Here is a 22,955-nt window from a genome sequence, read left to right on the forward strand (position 1 = left end):
TGGTTATTAAATGGGATCGAAAAATCAAAAATAAAGGCAATGCTATTTTATCCGGTTTAGCTGCGTAGCAGCTTATCCGCTCAGCCTATCGTTCTTGTGCGGTGAACGCCAAAGGAGCAGAGAATAAAAATCAGTACGGCTGTGCCAGTAATGAGGACAACTATGCAGAACATATCTGGGACGTAAAAGATTCAGAGGGGTATATGGGAGCAACAGTATGTATTATTGTTACATCATTCATCCCTTACTATGAACGCACTCAAGATTGGACAGCATTGGCATGGTGGATACATGACCACATTGATGCTTATGCAGCAATGACCTTTTTCCCAAAGTATGCAGCGTTCAACATTAGGTGGAGCGAGAATCCTAAGGTTTCAAAAGAAATTGATAGCTACGCAAAAAACCCGCACACTGGTAAGAAGAGCGGGTATCTGACAAAGAAGGGGATGGATAATTTCGTAGGTTTGCATGAGCAGTTTTACCAAGAATTTATCCATCGCTGACTAAACATCTTTTTGAACTTCTATGCGATAGTTGTAGCCCTGTTCGGTGAGGAAGAGTTGGCGGTGTCGCGCGAAATCTTCCTCGCAAGTTTGTAGCGAGACTAATGTATAAAAGCTGGCATTGTGTCCGTCGGCTTTGGGGCGGAGAATTCGTCCGAGGCGCTGCGCTTCTTCTTGGCGAGAACCATACTTTCCCGATACTTGAATCAACACATCGGCATCGGGTAAATCGACGGCAAAATTGCCCACGCGAGATAGAATTAATCCGGGAATCTCTTGGTGACGAAATGCTTCGTATAAGCGATCGCGCTCAGCCTGTTTTGTCTTCCCCGTAATCAGAGGCAATTGGGTAATTTTGGCGATCGCATCCAACTGTTCGAGATACTCACCAATAATTAAAATACGGTGTCCCGCCTCCTTCTGCAATAAACTTTGTACCACATCCAACTTACCCGGATTTTCCGCAGCAATCCGAAACTGGCTGCGGCGGGGCGCTAGGGCATATTCCATTTTTTCCGCCTCATTTTGGGCGACGCGGATTTCCGTACAATTCGCAGTGGCAATAAATCCCTGCCCTTCCAATTCGCGCCAAGGTACGTCATAGCGCTTGGGCCCAATCAACGTGAATACATCGCCTTCTTTCCCGTCTTCGCGAATCAATGTCGCAGTTAAACCTAACCTGCGTCGTGCTTGTAATTCAGCCGTGATCCGAAATATCGGTGCAGGTAATAGATGGACTTCATCATAAATAATCAGTCCCCACGATTGGGCGTTAAACAACTCGAAATGCGGGAATTCATCATCTTTATTCGATCGATAACTTAGCATTTGGTAAGTCGATAGGGTGACACCAGCCGTCTGTTTGGTGACACTGCTGTACTCAGCGATCGCATCCTCAGTTAAGCTCGTTTTGTCTAATATTTCCCTGCGCCACTGGTGCACTGAAGTCAAACTGCTGGTGAGGATGAGTGTCTTTTGCTTTACCAAACTCATCGCTAACATCCCAACTATGGTTTTACCAGCCCCGCACGGTAGGACGATCGTCCCACTTCCACCTTTTACCTCCCCGTCCTGATAGAATGCCTCTGCTGCTTCTTGTTGATAAGCACGCAAGTTAAAGGGCAAGTCCGCTAAAGTACGATCGCGCAAAGAAATCCCTAATTCGGCACCCTCCACATATCCAGCCAAATCTTCTGCGGGATAGCCCACCGCTAGTAAAGCTTGCTTGAGTACGCCGCGATTCCCGGCATCGACTTGAAAGCAAAGATCCGAGATGCGCTTGCCCAACATTGGTTTAACGCGATCGTCCCGTACCAGCAATTCCGCTAGGGGCAAATCGGCAATTCGCAGTTGTAAATCGGGGCTAGCCGCATCGATTCTTTCAACTACAGTTAATCCATACCGCGCCCCCAACAGTTCAATTTCCTGCGCTACGGACTCAGGAATGGGATACTTGGCATACTTTCGCAAAGCGGAGATCGCCTCTTCGACTGGCATTCCCGCCGCCCGCGCATTCCACACGCTGAGGGGCGTGATGCGATAGGTGTGGATGTGTTCGGGACTTTTGATTAATTCCGCAAAAGGGGCGATCGCTTCTCGCGCCTTTTGTGCTGTGGGAGCGTGAACTTCTAGTAAGATCGATCGATCGCTTTGCACGATCAAAGCATTTTCGGGAACGTAAGTCATAGGAAGAAGGAAGAGGGAAGAAGGAAGACGGAAGAGGGAAGAAGGAAGACGGAATAAGTTTGTTAGAACAGAAAAGTTTGGTGGATTTGCTCCAGTCCATGTTATAATGTGCGTCGCGATTGAGATTGTCGATCTTTTTTTAGGATTTATCGCCAGCGACGCACCCTACAAATACTCAAAGTCCCCCTTTTTAAGGGGGATTTAGGGGGATCTGGACTCAGCTATAAACGAAAGATAAAAAGGTTTTCGGGTGATTTTTGACACTAATAGTATCAGGTGTATTATTTATCCCGCTGGGGTAAGACGTAGCCGACTTGCCGCAGGGCGTTGCGAAATTTAGTTTCCTGGGATAATGGAACTGCTAAAGTGCGATCGCCCGCTAGCTGACAGAATTTTTTGGTACGGGAATCATTGGCAATCAACACAGCTAAATGGGCGTTTGTACATTCGATTAACTTGACAGTTCCTACATCTTGCAAACTATTCGCTCTTTCTGTAACATCCGTCAGAAATCGCTGTACGGTTTCGGGTAGCGGTTCGATACTTCTTGTCTCTAAAACTTCTTTAAATTCTGCTAGCGGGTATCCGGCTTCAATCGCGGTAAATAGCTTTTGTCGATCGAGTTGCCAGACGACATCTGAAACTTTTTTAGCATAGAGATCGAGGACGATCGCATCTGATGCCGCAATGCCTTCTCCTGCTACAACAATATCTAAATTGGGCAGTACGCGGAGTGTTTGACGGAACTCAATTGCTGGCGGGGTGTAATTTTGAGTCAATCCCAAACAGTAAGCCCCCAAAGCTGTCAGGCGAAAAGAGATTAAGCCGTCGTAGCGGCTGAGAAATCTCAAATCGTCCGTTCCCCAAAGATCGTCAAAATCGCTGGGTACGAGGGACGGATCGGCATAGGCAACATCAATTATTCCCAGGGTAGCAACATACTCAAACAACAGGCAGCGCATATATCTTTCTTGCAGGATATGCCAATCGTGACTGCCCGAATATCCTAAGTTACCGTACCCAAATTCAGAAATATATAGATTGTCGGGATCGCGCGTTACTTCAAACCGATTGCCGGTTGCCAACATATACCTGCTAAATTCGCTAAACAGAATCCATTTACCGACAGGACATTCTGCTAGCCTTGAGGCGATCGCCTCTCTCCGCCCCGCCACCGCTGTCATGCCGCGCGCGCCTTTGCCGGTTTGCCCTTTAATCGCATCAATGCGGCGAAATTCATCAAAAGTGTTTGTTTTTAACCAGCGCTTCCATGCTGTCTGTAATCCTTTGGCAGGTGATTCTTGCAAAGCTTTCTGTCCCGCTTTGGTCAAAACAAGCTTTTTGCCCGATAGTTCGGCGAATTTGCTCCCTTGGGCGATCGCGGCCCAAGCAAAGGATTTGATGTTACCAACCTCGTAGAATATATCGCCCTTTTCCAAGGTAGCTTGGCGCTGTTCGTCGTTATAAAAATCACCCTCTTGCAATACGGCGGCGATCGCTTTCAGAGTTGCGGCACCAGGTAACGCGGTTTTCTCACTAACGGCAACTTTGCCCGACTGAATCAGACGCAAAACTGCTTCCAAATCCTTTGGGGCTGCGCGTTCCATTTCACAAGTTGTCAAAGGAAGTTCGTACTCGGATACCTCTCTTTGAGATGTACGAAAGTTATGTTTTTCTACACGAATTATAAAATTATCTGGCAGTACATCGCCAACCAGATTTAAGGAAACTCCTTGAGGTTTTGGCACAAACTTCAGCAAGTTTTCTTCCAGATCGTATGGTATCGCAGTGCCGTAGAAGAACAAGGATAGTAGGGAGGGTTCTCGGTTGTATCCATAGCGATCGCTCATTCCCCAGTTTGGTTGTTGTCCGTATTTCGCCATAAATACATCGGCATCATAGCCACCACCTGATCCATGTATAACTTCCGCTACGGCGGCTTTTTGCAGGTCGTCTAATTGCGCCCAAACTTGCTTAAGTTTTTGTCCCTGCATTTGCTCTTTAATCCCAGCAACCAGGTCAGCTTTGCGGGTTAATTTACGATCGCCCGACAACAGTGCATTCAGCTTTTTTAAATCTTCAACAATTATTCCTTCGAGTGCCTCTTGGAGGGTAGGAACATCATCTAGGGTTTGGTAACGCGGCATAATTTTTGGCAATTCGCCTGCTGCAAAATTGTTTGTGCTACCCAATATAACAACTTTCCGAAAATTCTCACTTAAATTTTTGTTACAAAATTCCGAAGTAGGGTTTAATATTTATTGTTAAACACGCCAATTTTATCTGATAAACTACAGAAGTAGGCTATCTAAAAAACCCGGAATTACAGAACTACTCTAGAACGTAGAGTGCGTCGCTACCAACAATCTCCAAGCAGCTAGAATATCTCGGGGCGACGCACCATACAATCACTTGATCGAAACTGATAGAGTGTAACTAGCACCTCCTCGTTCCGTTCCAACAACTATCTGATATTTTCCCGTCTGGGACACTTCTCCCGACCAGCTTTTTTCTCCTTCAGCTACGGCGTTTGTATTGGGATCAACCACCTTAAAAACAGCATTTCCCTCAACTGATTGGATCTCAACATTCATGGTTTGACCTTTTTTGGCGCTAATCAGATAAATCAGGACTTCGCCGCGCGCTACTCCTCCTTTTAATTCCGCTGAACTAGCACCGCGCTTAAACTGAATCTCCTGCTGACGCTGACTCATTAAAATCGCCGGTTTTTCCGGGATGGCTGCGGTGGGAACAATGCTGGATATAGCCTTTACTGAAGCCGGAAAAATTGCCGAGGCACTTAAGCCGATTATCAAAATATTTAGCGGGTGTTTGAAAGTTTTTGCTGGTTTGTTCATGGGAGTTTAACACTATGAGTGAAAGGGATTTACTTGTATGATTATAGCTGACTCGCCTTGTGTGCGTGCGATCGCCCTTGCCGATCGACTAATTTTAGCTTTTGCCAACTGTCAATCGATTTAAAATTGGAGATTTTAGATTGAAGCCTAAGATGTGGGATAATTTTGTACGATCGGGACTTATGCATTACTGTAAAGTTGCCGGCGCGCGCCCAAAAGTAAGATCGCCCGTCAGCCGTGTTACCAAAAAAATTGCCAGTCCAGGACGCACAAAAACCTTCAGAAACCAGACGATATGACTCAAACGCCAACCGCAACCTATCGCACAGAAAGCGACTCGATGGGAGACAAACAAATCCCATCTAATGTCTACTACGGCATCCAAACCCTGCGCGCAGTTGAAAATTTCCCGATTAGCGGCATTAAGCCTTTATCAACATACGTTGATGCTTGTGTTTTAATTAAAAAAGCAACGGCGATCGCCAATGGCGAACTCGGCTGCATTCCCCAAGACATCAGTCAAGCAATTGTCCAAGCAGCAGATGAAATCCTAGCTGGCAAATTGCGCGATCAATTTGTAGTTGATGTCTACCAAGCCGGCGCCGGAACTTCTCACCACATGAATGTTAATGAGGTTCTTTCAAATCGCGCTTTGGAAATTATAGGCGATGAAAAAGGCAACTACAAGCGCGTTAGTCCTAACGATCATGTAAACTACGGTCAATCGACAAATGATGTGATTCCGACTGCAATTCGGATCGGCGGATTGTTGGCGTTAGAAAAAACTCTGTTTCCGGCTTTGTCGGATGCCGTATTCGCCCTAGAAAACAAAGCAGAAGAGTTCAAAGATATTGTTAAATCTGGCCGCACTCATATGCAAGATGCTGTGCCGGTTCGACTCGGCGATACCTTCGGCGCTTGGGCGCAAATTCTCAGAGAACATACTTTGAGAATTGACAGGGCATCCGATGATTTGACATCTCTGGGATTGGGGGGAAGTGCGGCTGGAACAGGGTTAAATACTCACCCTGAATACTGTCAAAAAGTTGCCGAAATTCTCTCAGAATTAATCGACCACCCCCTGAAACCAGCAAGGCATTTAATGGCAGCTATGCAGAGTATGGCACCGTTTGTAAATGTGTCCGGTGCACTGCGAAATCTCGCTCAGGATTGCGTTAAAATGTCCCACGACTTGCGTTTGATGGATTCAGGGCCGAAAACAGGTTTGAAAGAAATTCAACTGCCTCCTGTGCAACCCGGTTCGTCCATTATGCCGGGAAAATACAATCCTGTGATGGCAGAAATGACATCGATGGTTTGTTTTCAAGTTATGGGTTACGATAGCGCGATCGCCCTGGCAGCCCAAGCGGGACAATTAGAATTGAACGTGATGATGCCCCTGATTGCCTACAATCTGATTCACAGCATCGAAATTTTAGGCAATACCATCAGCGCGCTGACTACACAATGCCTCGCCAAAATTGAAGCTAAGGGCGATCGGTGTCTCGCTTATGCTGAAGGTAGTCTCGCCCTCGTTACCGCCCTCAACACTCACATTGGCTATCTCAACGCCGCCGCCGTCGCCAAAGAATCCTTAGAAACGGGCAAATCTTTGCGACAAATTGTGCTAGAACGGGGTTTAATGAGTGCAGAAGACTTGGCCAAAGTTCTAGATTTAGAGAAAATGAGTGCGATGCCGGGATCTTCTGCTAACGTTTAGGATCTCAGAGGTATCAGCTAGAAACTAGAAGGCTGAACTCGATTTAATTGTGCCTTCTGCCTTCTCAGTTCTGCCTAAGCCCTGTCACAGGTTAAAGTTAAACAATTCAGAATTCAAATTTTTTAGATTTAATTCTGATTTTTTTTATAGTCTAAAGTTTGGGAGCAAGATTTATGCGCGCAGGTTCTTTTGCAAAATTAACTCAAGATAAAGAGAACACAACTCAAGTGACATTTCATTATGTGGAAGGTCACGCAGAAACGTTTACTATTCCGATGCCGGCACAAGAATTCCAAGACGAAGTGCTGACTTTGTTAAGTCAACCTTGGTTGACTTTCCATTTAGCCGATCAAACGGTTTTTATCTGTACTGCCCGGTTGGTGAAAGTTGAAGTTAAACCTGCTATTCCTGAACTACAAGGTCAAGGAGTATTCTCTAACTCGCTGCGAGTTAGTACCATGCAGCGGGCTGCTGCTGGTAGATTGGCGATGGATACTTAAGACTCATTTGTATTGAGATTATTCTTGGTAAAGTGCGCGCGGATCGCCCTGCTTAGGGTGTTCGGCGCGTCCGTTACATTGAGATTATTCCCGATCAATAACCAATTACCAATTAATTCATAATTATGTCTGCTGTTAGTTTAATTCGCGCCAATTCATACGATCGCCCAATTTTGCAAGCATCTTTAGAAAGTTTGCTCGCACCCTTGGGCGGAATCTCGGCTTTTGTCAAATCGGGCGATCGGGTTTTACTCAAACCAAATCTCCTCACGGGTTCTCGCCCTACAAAAGAATGCGTCACCCGCCCCGAATTGGTTTACTGCGTCGCTAAAATGGTCATTGAAGCGGGAGGAAAACCCTTTTTAGGGGATAGTCCAGCTTTTGGTAGCGCTATGGGTGTAGCCAAAGCCAACGGTTATTTGCCACTGTTGGAAGAACTGAATTTACCAGTAGTTGAGTTTCAAGGAAAACGCTACGAAACTGTCAGCGAAGATTTCAATCATCTGCGAATTTGCAAAGAAGCAATGGAAGCGGATGTAGTGATTAACTTGCCCAAACTCAAATCTCACGTTCAATTAACCGTGACAATGGGCGTCAAAAATTTGTTTGGCTGCGTCCCAGGCAAAATGAAGGCTTGGTGGCACATGGAAGCTGGCAAAGATAGCGCTAGATTCGGTGAAATGCTGGTAGAAACTGCCCGGGCAATTAACCCAAATCTGACAATTTTGGATGGCATTATCGGCCACGAAGGTAACGGGCCAAGCGGCGGCGAACCTAAGTTTTTAGGAATTTTGGGCGCCTCTGATGATGTGTTTGCTTTGGACAGAACTTTAGTTGAAATCATTAATGCCGATCCGGCGACGGTTCCGACTGTAGCTGCGGCGATAAGATTGGGACTTTGCTCGAATTTAGAGGCGATTGATTTTCCGCTTTTGCAGCCGGAAAATCTCAAGGTTTTGGATTGGAAGTTGCCGGAAAGCATGATGCCGATAGACTTTGGTATGCCCCGCGTGGTGAAGTCGGCTTTCAAGCACCTTTATATCCGGTTTATTAAAGAAAAGTTCAGCATCAAGGCTTCGCATTAGCGAAGAGAGAAGGGATAGAATTTCTTTTTTTATTCCTTCTGCTTTGCCTTGAATTGTAAAGAAATATTATTATGTTACAACATATCTATTTATGTAAACTTTTAATAAATTTGTTATAACTCTATGGTTTCAGTAGGTAGGCCGGATTCAACCTCATAATGTAACACTATGTAAACAGGTTTAAGTCAGCCAGTAGAGAGCATTTGGAGACTTTGCCCTTATTTACATAGGGAAGTTTTTTCGCGCGGACTTACTTAGAGAGCATTTGGAGGCTTTGCCCTCCTTTACCTATGGGTGTTTTTTCGCGCGGACTTACTGAAAGCATTGGTCTCGCCGTACTCGCAACTCGCGCTCATTCTTGGTACCTAGAAGCAGTTACAGGATGTTACTTAAGTACAAATATTTATAACAGCCCTTATTTTAACCAAATTTACCCTAAAATTGCGCTCTTCTTTATAATTGACCGATAAATTATAAAGATTGAGTAAAGCTCGGAAAAGGTTATTGACACTTATACGTAGATCGCAGATGATTGCGACATATCAAACAGACCTCACCTTAAATAATAAAGGTCTAATCAAGTTGCTGGCTCCATCTTAAGTATTAGATATCTCCGAAACAGAGTCTGAAATGCTGCTCGTATCAGGCGACGAAATTTAAATTCGGTAGATGTCTGTTATATAGATCGATCAACAGCCATTGCCAAGTACACCAAAGATTCACTACCGCATCAACAGTAAAAACTTAAAATCAGGGAGAACCTCACCTATGCTTACTAACAACAATCTGACAATCGTACAGCCACTCAAAGCAAAGTTTTTGCCAAACAGTGAAGTTTTACTGACCCGCAAGTTGATAGAAGCAGTTGGTGAGTTAGCCACGTATTGGTCTGGTTCAATTACTGTGATGATGGAAGAAACGAAAGAAGACAGCGGCCAGATGGATGCAAAAATATTCAAACTTGATGAATTGCCATTCAAACTGGAAATAATTTCTTTTGATCAAATCACCCCAGCTTTACTACATCAGCATCAGAGTGCGCTGGTATTGGCAGCCCCGGAATACAGACAGAACCATATCAGTAAAGTGTGTAAAATAGCGGGAGTACCGTGTATTTACGTTTCCGAATACAGTCTGAAAACTCGCAAACAGATAGTGAATGTGAGTACGCGCAATCCCCTGATCCGCTTGCGGAGAATAATCTGGACTTACAGTCAGGAATATAAGCAGCGCAAGGCGATCGCAATGGCAGAGGGATTGCAGTGCAACGGCACCCCTACCTACCAAGAATACAAGCATCTCAATCGCAACCCACATTTGTTCTTGGACACGCGGATTAGAGAGGATATGTTAGCAACAGAAGCGGACATAGAAGGACGCACTGAAAAGCGCTCTCAAGATATGCCTCTCCGGCTAGTATTCTCAGGTCGCCTAATTAAGATGAAAGGAGCCGATCATTTACTTGAGGTCGCTAGAGAACTCAAGCAACTGAAGGTGAAATTTGAAATGTTCATCAGTGGTATTGGTGACTTAGAAGAGATGATGCACCAGCAAATAGCTGCCCATCAACTTAATGATTGCGTGAAAATGCTCGGAGTGCCTGACTTTAAAACAGAGTTTTTCCCCTTTGTGAAAAACAATATTGATTTGTTTGTTTGCTGTCATCGGCAGGGCGATCCTTCTTGTACTTACATAGAAACGATGGCTGGTGGCGTGCCGATTGTTGGGTATGCTAACGAAGCATTCCAGGGAATTGCAGAAATGTCGGAGACAGGATGGGTTGTGCCAATGAATCAGCCTAAACAGATGGCGAAGAAAATTGCAGAACTCAGCCACAACCGGGAAGAAATTAAATCGATGTCGTTCAAGTCGCTGAAGTTTGCTCAACAGCACACATTTGAGAAGACTTTTCAAGCTCGCATGAAACATATGCAAGCTATTGCCTACTCAAGACGGCCTAGTCAAGTCACCGAAACTCAAGTATGTGATGCTCCAGATATGGTTTTGGCGTACAGTAAACTGCCTTAAGAATCCTTCTGCCTATGATTGAGACAGGTTTCATTAAGGTAGCCCCGGAAATCGGAGGTCTTGTAAAGGCAATGGTTGAGCTGAGCGATCGCCCTTAGATTTAGATGTTTTTTTCCAGCTTAATAGCATCCAACTCGACTGGGCGATCGCTCTTCCTCAATAGGTTCTCAAGCCTGCTTTAACGAATTACGTTTTCTTTGCAACTACCAGCTCCCACAGCAACTCTAAACCATCAAGCGACCAACTCATTTTCGTGTCCACCTGAACTGACCAAACTAACAGGGGTTTTAGTTTAAATGTTGTCAACTCAACTACGTCATTATTTAAGTACCAAGGCACAAAAGCTTTTTTTTGTATCTATCATAGCCTAGAGCCTACCCTATTTATAACTTAATTTATACTTGAATTGTTGCTAAGTTATTAACTAGAGAAAAAGTTACTCACAGCCCGCTCGCTGAAGGTGTAGTTTTTTATCAAAAGTGACAAACCCAGTTAAATGCGTTAGCTTAAATTCGATGTTACCTGAAAACCCCGCCTCAGCAATTGTATTCCCAAAACTTCATAAGTTTTAGGCATTCATCTGCTGTATCTCTGATTCCGCAATTATCACGGGTACATAACGTCCCGGATTGCTCCAACATGAGTTGTTATTAATACATCAAGTTTCTAAGTAAGGAAAACTAAAATGCAAAGTCAAACGTGCTTAAGCCCTACCGTCGTCTGCCCGATATCGGGACAGAGTATGAAACCGTGGCTATTCATACCCGGTGATTGGCGCAGACCTCGAAACAAAGAGTCATTTCAATTGTACTGGTGCGAAAAGTCACAACTTGGATGCATTCATCCTCTACCCGAACTCAACAAAATCGCCAGCTTCTACGACATCGATGAGTATTATACTCATCATATAGACTTTACAGGCTTCCTATCTGCCTCTTCTATTTCCTTCTTCGATAAAGTGCGTACCCATCTAGCTTGGCGTTTCGATCGCGGAGTAGATGTCACAAGTAAATGGTGGAAACAACAGTTCGGGACTGCTTCCTCCTCGATATTAGAAATTGGTTGCGCCAACGGGCACCTGCTGCAAGAACTGCAAGCAGATGGTCACAAAGTCTGGGGCGTAGAACCCGATCAACAAGCTTTAGTTTTGGCCCAGCAGCGAGGTCTTAATGTATTTTCTGGTACTGCTGAATCTTTGCCCCCGGAAGTTCAGTCTAGACAGTACGAAATAATTGTGATGAACCACGTACTCGAACATACCAGAGATCCTTTACTTGCGCTCCGCAATGCCATGCAGTTGCTCGTGGATGGTGGCAAATTGGTGATGGAAGTACCAAATAACTCTTGTATTGGGCTGAAGTCATCAGGGATTGCATGGATGCATCTAGATGTACCAAGGCATTTGTATTTCTTCACACCGCAGAGCTTTCGCGCTATCTGTGAAAAAGTAGGATTTGAGATAATTTCTACCCAGTTTAATGGCTACTATCGCCAATTTGACAACATTTGGATTAATGATGAAAGAAAAATTTTCAGTGTGTTCGATTCAATGGCATCTCATCAGATAGTAAAGCCCAAAGAAAACAGTAAAGTCCAAGCTTGGAAGCTACTGCTGAAAACAATTTTTGCTGCTGATGAAAACAAGTACGATTCGATCCGGATTGTGGCACAAAAGCCATAGCAAGATCGAGGTAAGGGCAATAAACTTTAAGTTTGATTATCAAGTTTGGTTACACACTCACCATACTTTTGCGCTCCCCTGCGATCATCCCCCATGCCAGGAGTACAGCCAAACAAAATGCGACTATTGACCCAGCAATCCACCTGACTCGATCGAGACTGACGCACCAACTTTGTATGTAAGGTGTGCAGTCCGCAGCTTACGACATACATAATGTAAAAATTTTTTTCTGGCGTAATATCGTTTCCGGTGGTATCGGAATAATATATTTGGATCATGTCAATCGGAGCTTAAGATCTCGCTACCCAAATCGCGCTCTCTTAAGCTCCCACTCTAATTAGGATGCCACCGGGTTTGATATAAATTTTCTTGAATAGGCGATCGCAGTTGCACTCAAAACAATTAGTTACTATGTGTTTGCTTTTTTACTTTTTTCTTGTGAGCACCCATAATTCACAAGAAACTTTTAAATTTCAACCATATAATACTTCTTCTACAGGCGGCGTGGCGTCTGTGGGGTCGAACTGTTTTATTTTCAAAGCTTGTAGCAAAAACAGCCAGATATAAAGCGGATTCAAAAAAACATACCGCTGCCAGAGGCGCTTGGGTTCCTTAATCATCCGAAATAGCCATTCCAAACCTATCTTAGATAAAAACTCAGGAGATTTAGCCAAATTACCCGCATGAAAATCGTAAGCAGCACCTACAGCAATCAACGGCATTGATAAGTCGTCCCGGTATTCGTAAGCCCAGACTTCTTGCCGGGGACACCCTAAACCGACAAAAGTAATTGCTGCACCGCTGTTGCGAATTTGCTGGGCAATTTCTTGTTTCTCTTGGGGCGAAACGTGCCTAAATTTAGAAGGCTGAGTTCCAGCAATAATTAACTTGGGAAAACGCTGGCAGAGATTGCGACATAAAGCTTCCAGTACAGAAGCTTGAGAGCCGTACAAATAGATAGGTAATCCTTCTTCTGCCGCACGTTCGCAGATTTGTAACATCGCATTCGGCCCGCAAACTCGATCGGGCAATTCCGTATGGTAGAGCCAATTTAATGCCCACCTGACCGGCTGTCCGTCTGGCAATACTAAGTCAATGTGATTAATCCGATAACGATGAGTGCTGTCGAGAACCCCAGTCATTACCCCGTGAACCGCGAGAGCAGAAACTGACATTGGTTTTCCGGCGCTGGCTGCCGCAATAATTTTGCTAACAGCCGCTTCATAATTAACGGCATTTACTAAAATGCCGAGTACATTCTTTTTCCCTTTATCAATCATGGAACACCTCTTTAAACCAATGCTCGCGGTTACACTCATAAATCTCCCCTAAGATTTTTTAACCTTGTCTTATTCAATCGTTTACCCAAATTCCCAGCAGATTTTTTTGCCCCGCTTAATCATTGGAATCCTCTTTCAGCCAACGCTCGCGGTTACATTCATAAATCTCCTGTAGGATTTGTTTAACGTTATATTTCATTTTCCAGTTGGGATAGTGACTGGCAAATTTTGAATTGTCGCTAATCCACCAAATGTGATCGCCTATGCGATTGCCTTCAGCATAAGTCCAGTTAAACTTGCGCTCCGCAATTACCTCGCACATCTGGATAGCTTCTAACATCGAACAATTGCTGTACCTGCCTCCTCCTGTATTATAAACTTGGGCACTTCTGGGAGCTTTATAAAATTCATAAAATGCCGAAATTAAATCCGCGCTGTGAATGTTATCGCGGACTTGCTTGCCTTTGTAGCCAAACACAGTGTAAGGAGTTCCCGTCACGGCACACTTCATCAAGTAGGCGAGGAAGCCGTGCAATTGAGCTCCTGAGTGATTTGGACCCGTCAAACAGCCGCCGCGAAAACAAGCGGTGTTCATATTAAAATATCGACCGTATTCTTGGACTAAAACGTCAGCAGCTACCTTAGAAGCACCAAACAAACTGTGCAAGCACTGATCTATTGACATATCTTCCCGAATGCCGCTTTCGTAAGTATGCCCTGGTTCAATTTCCCACCTGTGTTCTAATTCAATTAAAGGCAAACTGTTAGGCGTATCCCCGTATACTTTATTGGTAGAAGTGAAAATGAAAACCGCTTTAGGACAGTACAAGCGAGTTACTTCTAGAAGATTGAGAGTGCCGTTGGCATTGACGGTAAAGTCTATTTTCGGAGCACGGGAAGCCCAATCATGGCTGGGCTGGGCTGCTGTGTGAATTACTAATTCGATCGACTCGCCGTACCGCTGAAAGATATTAGTTATCGCTTCATAGTCGCGAATGTCCACATCTAAGTGATAATACTTGGTACCCAAAGACTTTTCGAGCAGTTGGCGGTTCCAGTTTGTAGAACCATCAGCACCAAAAAAGAACTGGCGCATATTATTGTCGATGCCAACTATATCTAAGCCTTGTTTGGCAAAGAACTTACACGCCTCAGAACCAATTAAACCCGCCGAGCCAGTAATTATTGCAACGCCCACGTTTCACCGCCTGAAAAAATATAGTTTTCTTTGTTTTGCCTGCTCGAACCCATCAGAAGTTATCCTGATTTCCTATCGAATACATCTTCGCACAATTGGGCAAAGAATAAACCTTTAACATCCCAATCATAGATTTCCCTGACGCGCGTTTGACCCGATCGACCCAAGCGATCTCGCAATTCACGATCTTGGGCTAAACACACTATAGCTTCTGCTAGACCTTGCACAGTGCGATCGGGGTCAGTAGCAGCCACTTTAATCCCCGTTTGAGCCGTCACTTGAGTAGCCGGGCCCCCCAAATCCAAACAAATCGTCGGACGGCCAACCCCCATCATTTCCGTGCAAACAAAACCTCCAGAGTCATGCAAACTCGGATGGAGGAGAACGTGAGACTCCCCCATTTTAGAAAGAGTTTCCGTGCGAGATAAAGTTCCCCAAAAAAATACTTTATTTGCGAGTCCCAATTCTGTGGCTAAAGCTTCCAAGCGCTGCCTTTCCGGGCCGTCTCCGACAATCCAGTATTCCGATTGTTCCAGCTTCGCCTCCGCAAATGCACGGAGTCCCAAGTGTACCCCTTTCCAGTGTAAGAGACGACCAACACTGATGAATCTAATTGGTTGCTCTGGCGGGGTAGGAAATTGCTCTAGTTCTTGAATTTCCTGCTGCGACAAACCGACTTGTGAGAAAATCTTCACATTTTTTGCTTTGAGAAATCGCAGTCTGGCTGCGGTTTCTTCCGTAGTTGCCAGCGCCACGGCACTGCGGCGCGCCGTCAGACCCACAAACGGATCGCGTTCTCCTACGCTTTGAGCCAATGCCCGCAGCGTTTCGTAAATTTTTCCCCGGCGGCTAAAATCTTGCCAAAAAGGCTTTGGTGCTGCTTCTGCACCCCCCACAGGCCCCCAAATAAAAGGATGCGGCAACAGCGCCAGGAAACTTGGAGACCAATGTTTGACATAAGTTACGTGATGTACTATGTCAAAACCAATTTCGCGATCGAGCTTCCGAGCGATAAAATAAGCCCAGATTTGCCACAGATAGTAGTGAAGTTGCAGCAATCCTTGTTTCCCCTTCCAATCTTCGCTCCACCCAAACGGATCGAAATAAACAAAGTGCAGGTTGGGTACTGGGTTCCGCTCTAGTTCTGCTTCAATGTACGATCGACAAAACGTGCGAGTAAATACCCAACTTTCGTGATGTTTAGCAGATTGGATAACAGTATTCCATCCTACTCCCTCTTCGGAGCCGAGATTCGGTTCGCAAGCAAACGCAGATAATAAAACTTTCATGGCTAAGTAGTAATTGCTAATTGGTAATTGGTAATCTTTCCCTCTTCCCTCTTCCATCCCTCCGTTAAATCATTTAAAAAATCCGTTGCCCAACTTGCTTCACCTATTCTCCATCAAAAAAGATGTAACTTCGACGTAAGCTTTAGCTGCTGTTTCCGGCGTTTTTTGAGAAATTATCTGTCGTGAACGCTCTCCCATCGACTCTATCAAATCAGGATTATCTAGAAAAGCTTGCATTTTCTCCGCTAACTCTTTAGCACTGCTAGGGTCGAAGATATAACCGTTCTCGCCTGACATAATTAACTCATAGGAAGCTGCACCATTTGAACACAATACTGGTTTTCCCAACACCATCGCTTCGGGTACAACCATACCCCAGACATCCTCAAAAGTAGGAAACACAAAAATATCAGCTTGCTGAAAATAAGCACCTAAATTTCCATACTCCACCCATCCCGCCCACATTACTTGCTCTTCAAAATCGCACTCTTTAATAAATGCTTCCAGTTCTTCCCGCTGATCTCCCTTGCCAATAATCAACAGCGAATAATCAACATAACCTTGATTTTTAAGAATAGCGCAAGCTTCTAAAAGCGTTTTAATTCCCTTTCTAGCCGTTATGCGCCCTACATAGAGAAAAATCGGGCGTTTCAACTGCAAGTTTGGTGGCTGAGTTTGATCCAATCGTTCCAGCAAAGCTCCCGCATCTGGTACGAGATAGGTTCGGGTAAAAATTTTATCCTCCGGTACGTTGAGAACTTCCATCAGATATTTTTTACCCGCATTGCTATTGGCAACAAAAGCATCGGCAAACCGCACAAGGATGCGGCGCACAAATGTCCTAAAACTGGAATCTCGAAAGTCTGTATTTGGGGAACTACCATCGTAAATAATGGCGATTTTCCACCTCAGTAGCGGTTTTAAAAACGCAACAATTACCGTCCACAAAGAGAAAGCTTGGGGGAAGACCACATGAGGTCTAAATTTTAGCAAATAGCCGATAATACTAGGCGATACTACAATAAATCCGCGATCGTATCCTGTTTCTATCTTTTCCGTCTCGACAAATTTAGTCTCCCCTACCAACTGAATTGCCGATGCTCCCGGCAGGGTCGGATCGAACCCCGACCAAACACGACCAGTATAAAATACAGTATTCTTAAAAATTTTTGTAAATTCCCTCAAAACAGGCTGCCAGTAAGCTCCCAGTTCCACTTCCGGGACAAGCCAAGCAATGCGGAGTTCATTTCTATCAACCATCCTATTCACCTTCAGTTTTGTTTTTAGTCAATCCCAGTTTACTCAACACTGAAAGCCAAACTAACCTGCGATAAGGTAGCAGCCAATAAATTGGCCACAACCAGCCACCATGCCGCTGAGTAAATACTTTCCACTCTTGAGCCGGTTGCAGGGTAGTATCTTTGAAGGATAAACCTTTCGGTTTGCTCATTTTATCCAATCCTTCACTTAAATTATCAGCAGCCGTTTTGGTCACCTGGGGGTTGAGAGAACAAGTGCCTAAATAGCCAGGAGCAATCCAAACTGTACATCCTTTCTGTCTGGCTCGTAAACCATACTCCCAATCGCCAATATAATGGACAAAAGCCGGATCGAGGTTGCCGACCATTTGCACAACACTGCGGGGAATTAATACGCAGTTGCCGTGCATAGTATCGCACATCTGAGGCTCTTTTGTTGGTTCTAGGATACCATATCGGAATGGGTGCAAAGGGTTATTTCGCACCACACCGCCGTATGTTGTTTGACCCGTTTCGGGGTCGCAGGTAGAACCGGCAACGATGGCTTTGGTTTCCCCTTTTTCTAATAATTTTTGAGTTGTTTCTAGCAAGACACTTACGGTTTCTGGATAAATAAGAGTGTCATCATTTAACCATAGGTAGTAGTCGGGATCATCTTTCATTGCTTCGCTGAAAGCGCGACGCATTCCCCCGTTCCAAAATAAGTTTCCATCGCCGGAAAAAATATTGACTTGAGGATAGATTTGACGAACTGCCTCGCTGGTGCCATCGGTACTGGCGTCATCGACTAAATAGGCTAAAATATCAACATCTGCTGGAAGTGCCTGCTTAAAAAGAGCCTCTAAGCAAGCTAATGTTTTATCTTTGCGGTTGAAGCAAGTTAAAAGGGCGGCGATTTTAGTACGGTTCATTATTCGCAATGGGGTGGCTTTTAGCGATAGCCAGGTAAAATTTACTACGTAAAATCTGATTTTTACTTTGGAGTGGACACAAGATCGTTAAAAACAGACAAATAGCGATTTGCTTGTATGTCTAAAGTAAATTCTTGTTCCACTTTCTGGCGGGCGCGAATACAAAGTTTTTGATGGCGATTCGGATCTTCTAAAACCCAAGCAATTCCTCGCGCTAAGTCTTCTGTTTCATAAGGTTTAGCTAAATAGCCATTTGAGCAGTGTTCGATCATATCGGGCAGTCCCCCAATATTAAATGCGGCGCTGGGGATGCCACAAGCAAGGGCTTCCATGACTGTATTTGGCAAGTTATCTATCACGGAAGGGGCGACAAAAATATCTGCTGCTGCATAAACAGTGGCTAGGGAAATATCATCTGCAAGTCTCCCCAAATAGTTAGTTTTAAAGCCAAGTTCAATGGGATTTTCTGGTTCAGAAGAGCCAAAAACCAGCAACTCTATTCTATCTTTCCAGCCTGATTTACTGAGGCTTTGTAAAGCGGGTACGAGCAAGTTAAATCCTTTCCAGCGATCGCCCGTTCCACCTGCACCTCCAAAGAGTACAATTTGTTTATCTTGAGGTAAATTCAGGATTTCTCGTGCCCAGTGACGATTTATGGGTTTGTACTTGTGAGTATTGATGCCATTAGGAATTACTTCAACTCGAAAATCTTTGAATAAAGAACTAGAATTAGCGCATTTAGCTAACCAAACACTAGGGCTAACCAGAGTTAGGTTAAGCTTTTTCCAAGCTTTAGCTTTCCGCTGCCACACCCACCGCGACAAATCAGACTCTTTATTACTGTGAAGTTGCGGACAGCTACCACAATATTGAGTATAGCGATCGCAATCTTCACTATAATGACATCCACCTGTAAAAGGCCACATATCATGCAGCGTCCAAACTAAGGGCTGCTTAAACTTGGGAATACTTTCTACTTGTAAATAACCCCCACAAACCCAGTGTAAATTAATAATATCCGGCTCAAGTTTAGGAATTTTATCCACTAGGTAATCTGGCAGCCATTCTGTAGAAAATATCGCCGAATTTCTCTGAGGATAAAGTCTGAGTGGCAAGTTAGATACACTTGAAATAATCTTGTCAAACTTATTGGCAAAACTTTTCTGTGATAAAAGTACATTTTGATCACCACTACTCTTATGTTTCACCAGCATTTGCGAAGACACACCAATTCCCTGGAAACCTTGGTGCAGTCGATAAGCGGCGCGGGCAGCCCCCCCTTCACTATCAGAACTATTGAGAAGTACAACCTTCATTTCCCCTGCCTCTCCTCTAAATTTCTAGCTGACTTTGCCGGATTTTTTCAAAAGTTTAGTGACTTTTTTTTGCACCTTCCTTAGCAAGGGCGGATCGTAATCATATAAAGTATTTTCAGTAAAATTATCTGCTTGTGCATCCCGAATGGCAAAGGCTGGGTGTTTCATCGGAAATGTTATAGCTTCTACAGGCATATTACTATAAGGACTGTTAACATCCTCCGTATTAGTTCCCCCTACACCATGTCCGATATTAGAAGCTAAATTGACATTTGCAAGAATATTCATACCATTTTGAATAAAACTAGCAAATGTCCACTGAAAAGCCCAACTCTGTAATTTTTTTTCATAACAAAGCTGAAAAGTATTTGTCCAAACTTTTACAGCATGGGAGTCTCCCAGTACATCCATTAAAAAATTACCATCCCGAATTTCCGGCCACAACTTCATATCTAAATCATAATGCTGCCAAGCTCGCCTCCAACTCGCCCAGCTCCAGCAGTGATTGTAGCGAGAAAAGTAGTAACTATAATCAGTTCTTTTGCGCCCAAATTGAACATTTTGACCAGAGATTGACAGAATCCGCTGATCGTCTCGGTAACGCTCCAGCAATTCTTCAGCAAAGCGAAAAAAAGTAGGATGAGGGAGACAGTCATCCTCAAGGATAATGGCCTCTTCAACCGTATCAAACACCCAATTCATACCGCTAGAAACCCGCAGGCGACAACCGAGATTTACGTCTGCGTAATTCTTCAAAACTTCGCAGTCCCAATCTACTTGGTCAATAATAGCTCTAGTGGCCGCACATTCTTGATCTTCTCCAGGCCTATCTGGACGTGGGCCGTCAGCAATTACTAGCAATTTGGGAGGTTTCGCCTGACGAATTGCCTCAAATACTCTAGCCGTTGTATCTGGACGTTTGAAAATGATAAAAGCGACGGGTGTTTGGATTTGGTGATTGAACATTTCTGCGACTCTAATTTTTCTAGTAGTCTTCAACATGTGAATTAACAATATCAGCAGTCATCTGCGATTTAAAATTAAACCACTTCTGAACCATCACAGTCGCTATGAATGCCAGTGTATCATTGCTAGTCTGATAGGGCAAAAATCTATAGCGAAAACTAGCCATTCTTGGGTCACTTTCTTGGTATAAAATATCTTGGGCAAAGTTCCCCCAACGCTCATCTATCAAATCAATTGTCATACCAGCATGAGCCGAAGGTAGTAACATATTAGAGCCGTGCAGACCAATTACTAAGCGGCTTTGTGAATAAACACGGCATATTTCCTTTTCAACTTTTTCATTAAAACTATCCACTCTGTAATCTTCAATCCATTCTGGAAACTTAGTTTTTGTCCCCAAACCAGCTACGGCAAATTTTGCTTCTGGTACTTGCAACCTGATTTTCTGAAATAACTGCTGAATTTTTAAGTTTTGCAATGGCAATGCCCTTTCTCGTTGATTTAGCTTTTTCAGAACTCGGAACAGCCCACTGTTAACTAATAAACGATCTTCCCGCCAAATAAAAGTAATTCTTGTTTCTGGTTCATCAAATTTGTGTTGGGGAACTCTAGTAAACCGCGTGATGTCAAACTGACTAGGGTGAGAATGGGCTTCGCTGACATAAATTTCATCAAAGCGTTTAGTTTCTTCCTCCACAAACTCGGCGAAGCTGGGATAGTAAGTTTGACCATTTTTTAAAGAAATAGGTACTGTCCAGACTTCTGCCACTTCATCAGGAACCATCCACCTTAGAAACTTAGGAACTATCACCACTAACCCGCAGTCCGAGTTGCATTCTAAGTGCCTTTGTGCATTTAGCAACTTCAGCAGGGAATGACCATAAAGATGATCGATACAGTTTAAGATAATTACCCGCTTGCTGGGTTTAAAAATTTCTTTGACTATATCAAGTTTTTCGGGTTGAGGGTTTTGGAGTGAATTGAGTAATGGTTTGCCTAGCCATTCTTTTATGTTAGCAAATTTTGCAAAAACTTCACCTTTATTTCTATCAACTTGGACAGAGTTTCTGACTCCATGACCTACTCTCAACTCGTCGATTATTTCGCTACCACATCCCGCGCACTTACAGTCCAGAACAATATGTATCCCTTGCCACAAAATTTTTTTGGCATTGAGTTCCGTGTGGCAATAGGGGCAATTCGAGCGCTGTTCGATTTTAGGTTTAATTTGAATCACTTTACTAATCCTCTGATTCTACAAGCGGCCTTGTATAAGTTAAGGGAGCGCCAGATGAAATTTGCGAATGGGCGCAATTCTTTAATCAAGAAATTGACTAATATAATTACGTAAAAATAAGTTATCAGAGTAGCCGCGGTTGCTCCAAAAGCTCCATACTTAGGAATCAACAAAAAGTTCAACCCTACATTTAAAGTAGATCCGACTACAGTCAAATAAAGACCGTAGCGCAACTGACCTTCTATGTTCAAATATGTGCTCCGTGCTACTCCAAAGTTACTGCCAAATTGCGCCCAAACATAGATTCCAAGCACCGCTGCTGACTGTGCATATTTGTCACCGTAAAGTAGATGCACTATCCAGGGAGAAAGTAATGATATCGGTATGGCAACTCCCAACCATAAAAATATCATAATATCCGAATAAATTTGAAATTTATTTAGATATTCTTCATGATTTTTCTTTCTCAAATCCGCTAATTTGGGAAAAATCGAGCTGGATATGATCATCGGCAAGAAATCACATATTTCCGAAATTTTAACAGCGGCAGCATAATAGCCCAGTTCAGCATTTTTATTCATCGCACCGAGCATGATCTGATCGGTTTTTGAGTACACATAAACTGCAAATCCCGACAAAATTATCGGCCAACTCTCCGATAGCAGTTCCTTACACCGTTCCCCACTAAAATGCCAATCCTTAATTTTATTCCCCGTAAGCTTATAAAAATATACATAAGCCATTCCTACCAATGCCACCTCTGCCAATCGAACCCAGGCGAAGGCAAGCAGGGGGGCTTTAATTGTCACTAACCCAATTCTGACAGCAGCAACTAAAAAACATACCGAATTTTTAGCCAACACTGTATATTTTGACTGGATTTGGGACTGAAACCAAAAATTGATAGCCTCAAAAGCATTAAAGATAGTTCCTGCTGCGATGATACCTACCAGCCACCGAGTCAGAGTGTCGTTGGGCTTGAGTAGCGTAATCACGGTGACAGTTAACAACAAAGTGATGCAGCCACCAGTAAATTGCAGTCCGAAGGCAGTTCCCAGGGTCTCATTTTTGCATTCTGGGTCGCGAGCTATATTCCTCACTACCAGAGTACCCAACCCCATCGTTGCCACCGAACTAAACAGAGACACAAAGGCGATCGCGTAGTTGAGCAATCCAAATTGTGTCGGACCAAGATAGCGAGCCACCCAAAGGCCAACAAACAGGCCTAGACCCATCTGCAAGATTTGGTCAGTGAACAGCCAAGCTATGTTGCTGAGTACCTGGCGCAGACTAGGGCCGAGCCTTTGACTGACCGCAGTTAACTTATCTAGCATCAGAATATTTTAAATCTTTACAAAACACAAACGCGGTTCTGACAGGGTCGGCAATCTCGCAAAATTAGACTGGTTGATCCTATAACAACAATACCACAACT

Annotated in this window: 18 protein-coding genes; 6 read left to right on the forward strand and 12 right to left on the reverse strand. The window is 44.0% G+C overall.

The genetic code is table 11. From position 1 onward, the window contains the following. Positions 1–101: 101 nt before the first annotated feature. Positions 102–506: a hypothetical protein gene (locus tag QUA04_RS14265; RefSeq protein WP_333258008.1), complete on the forward strand. Its 405-nt coding sequence runs from the start codon at positions 102–104 to the stop codon at positions 504–506. Here the strand turns inward: QUA04_RS14265 and QUA04_RS14270 are convergent, their stop codons facing one another. The 3 genes from QUA04_RS14270 to QUA04_RS14280 form a co-directional block, all read right to left on the reverse strand. Next, complete coding sequence (locus QUA04_RS14270; protein ID WP_333258009.1) at positions 507–2,192, reverse strand: DNA repair helicase XPB; 1,686 nt, start codon at positions 2,190–2,192, stop codon at positions 507–509. Between the two features lie 281 nt (positions 2,193–2,473). Continuing rightward, complete coding sequence (locus QUA04_RS14275; RefSeq protein WP_333258010.1) at positions 2,474–4,339, reverse strand: hypothetical protein; 1,866 nt, start codon at positions 4,337–4,339, stop codon at positions 2,474–2,476. Positions 4,340–4,600: 261 nt separating this feature from the next. Then, complete coding sequence (locus QUA04_RS14280) at positions 4,601–5,050, reverse strand: hypothetical protein (protein ID WP_333258011.1); 450 nt, start codon at positions 5,048–5,050, stop codon at positions 4,601–4,603. A 295-nt stretch (positions 5,051–5,345) separates the two neighbouring features. Here QUA04_RS14280 and QUA04_RS14285 point away from each other — a divergent pair, with 295 nt between their 5' ends. The 5 genes from QUA04_RS14285 to QUA04_RS14305 all read left to right on the forward strand — a co-directional run bounded on the left by QUA04_RS14285 (position 5,346) and on the right by QUA04_RS14305 (position 12,064). Continuing rightward, a complete protein-coding gene (locus tag QUA04_RS14285; protein ID WP_333258012.1) occupies positions 5,346–6,770 on the forward strand; it encodes an aspartate ammonia-lyase in 1,425 nt (474 codons plus the stop codon). Between the two features lie 173 nt (positions 6,771–6,943). Beyond that, positions 6,944–7,270, forward strand: coding sequence for a hypothetical protein (locus tag QUA04_RS14290; protein ID WP_333258013.1), 327 nt, complete (start codon positions 6,944–6,946; stop codon positions 7,268–7,270). Positions 7,271–7,395: 125 nt separating this feature from the next. Next, on the forward strand, positions 7,396–8,355 hold the full coding sequence (locus QUA04_RS14295; protein WP_333258014.1) for a DUF362 domain-containing protein: 960 nt from the start codon (positions 7,396–7,398) through the stop codon (positions 8,353–8,355). 768 nt (positions 8,356–9,123) lie between these two features. After that, positions 9,124–10,383: a glycosyltransferase gene (locus tag QUA04_RS14300; protein ID WP_333258015.1), complete on the forward strand. Its 1,260-nt coding sequence runs from the start codon at positions 9,124–9,126 to the stop codon at positions 10,381–10,383. Between the two features lie 742 nt (positions 10,384–11,125). Beyond that, complete coding sequence (locus QUA04_RS14305) at positions 11,126–12,064, forward strand: class I SAM-dependent methyltransferase (RefSeq protein ID WP_333258016.1); 939 nt, start codon at positions 11,126–11,128, stop codon at positions 12,062–12,064. Between the two features lie 473 nt (positions 12,065–12,537). Here QUA04_RS14305 and QUA04_RS14310 read toward each other — a convergent pair whose 3' ends face one another. The 9 genes from QUA04_RS14310 to QUA04_RS14350 form a co-directional block, all read right to left on the reverse strand. Next, on the reverse strand, positions 12,538–13,383 hold the full coding sequence (locus QUA04_RS14310; protein WP_333258017.1) for a WecB/TagA/CpsF family glycosyltransferase: 846 nt from the start codon (positions 13,381–13,383) through the stop codon (positions 12,538–12,540). A gap of 76 nt (positions 13,384–13,459) precedes the next feature. Further along, on the reverse strand, positions 13,460–14,542 hold the full coding sequence (locus QUA04_RS14315) for an NAD-dependent epimerase/dehydratase family protein (RefSeq protein WP_333258018.1): 1,083 nt from the start codon (positions 14,540–14,542) through the stop codon (positions 13,460–13,462). Between the two features lie 59 nt (positions 14,543–14,601). Beyond that, on the reverse strand, positions 14,602–15,888 hold the full coding sequence (locus QUA04_RS14320) for a glycosyltransferase (protein WP_333258019.1): 1,287 nt from the start codon (positions 15,886–15,888) through the stop codon (positions 14,602–14,604). A gap of 42 nt (positions 15,889–15,930) precedes the next feature. Next, positions 15,931–17,091, reverse strand: a complete 1,161-nt coding sequence (locus QUA04_RS14325; protein WP_333258020.1) for a glycosyltransferase family 4 protein — start codon at positions 17,089–17,091, stop codon at positions 15,931–15,933. Between the two features lies 1 nt (position 17,092). Beyond that, entirely contained in the window at positions 17,093–18,001 is a 909-nt protein-coding gene (locus tag QUA04_RS14330; RefSeq protein WP_333258021.1) for a glycosyltransferase family 2 protein, read from the reverse strand. 62 nt (positions 18,002–18,063) lie between these two features. Beyond that, on the reverse strand, positions 18,064–19,317 hold the full coding sequence (locus tag QUA04_RS14335) for a glycosyltransferase family 4 protein (protein WP_333258022.1): 1,254 nt from the start codon (positions 19,315–19,317) through the stop codon (positions 18,064–18,066). Positions 19,318–19,341: 24 nt separating this feature from the next. Beyond that, a complete protein-coding gene (locus QUA04_RS14340; RefSeq protein ID WP_333258023.1) occupies positions 19,342–20,283 on the reverse strand; it encodes a glycosyltransferase family 2 protein in 942 nt (313 codons plus the stop codon). A 19-nt stretch (positions 20,284–20,302) separates the two neighbouring features. Next, positions 20,303–21,067 carry a hypothetical protein gene (locus QUA04_RS14345; protein WP_333258024.1) on the reverse strand — a complete coding sequence of 255 codons (765 nt, stop codon included), beginning with the start codon at positions 21,065–21,067 and terminating at the stop codon, positions 20,303–20,305. 449 nt (positions 21,068–21,516) lie between these two features. Beyond that, positions 21,517–22,854, reverse strand: coding sequence for a flippase (locus QUA04_RS14350; RefSeq protein ID WP_333258025.1), 1,338 nt, complete (start codon positions 22,852–22,854; stop codon positions 21,517–21,519). Positions 22,855–22,955 lie beyond the last annotated feature (101 nt).

The organism is Microcoleus sp. S13_C5, from assembly GCF_036700845.1.
GTDB lineage: Bacteria > Cyanobacteriota > Cyanobacteriia > Cyanobacteriales > Microcoleaceae > Microcoleus.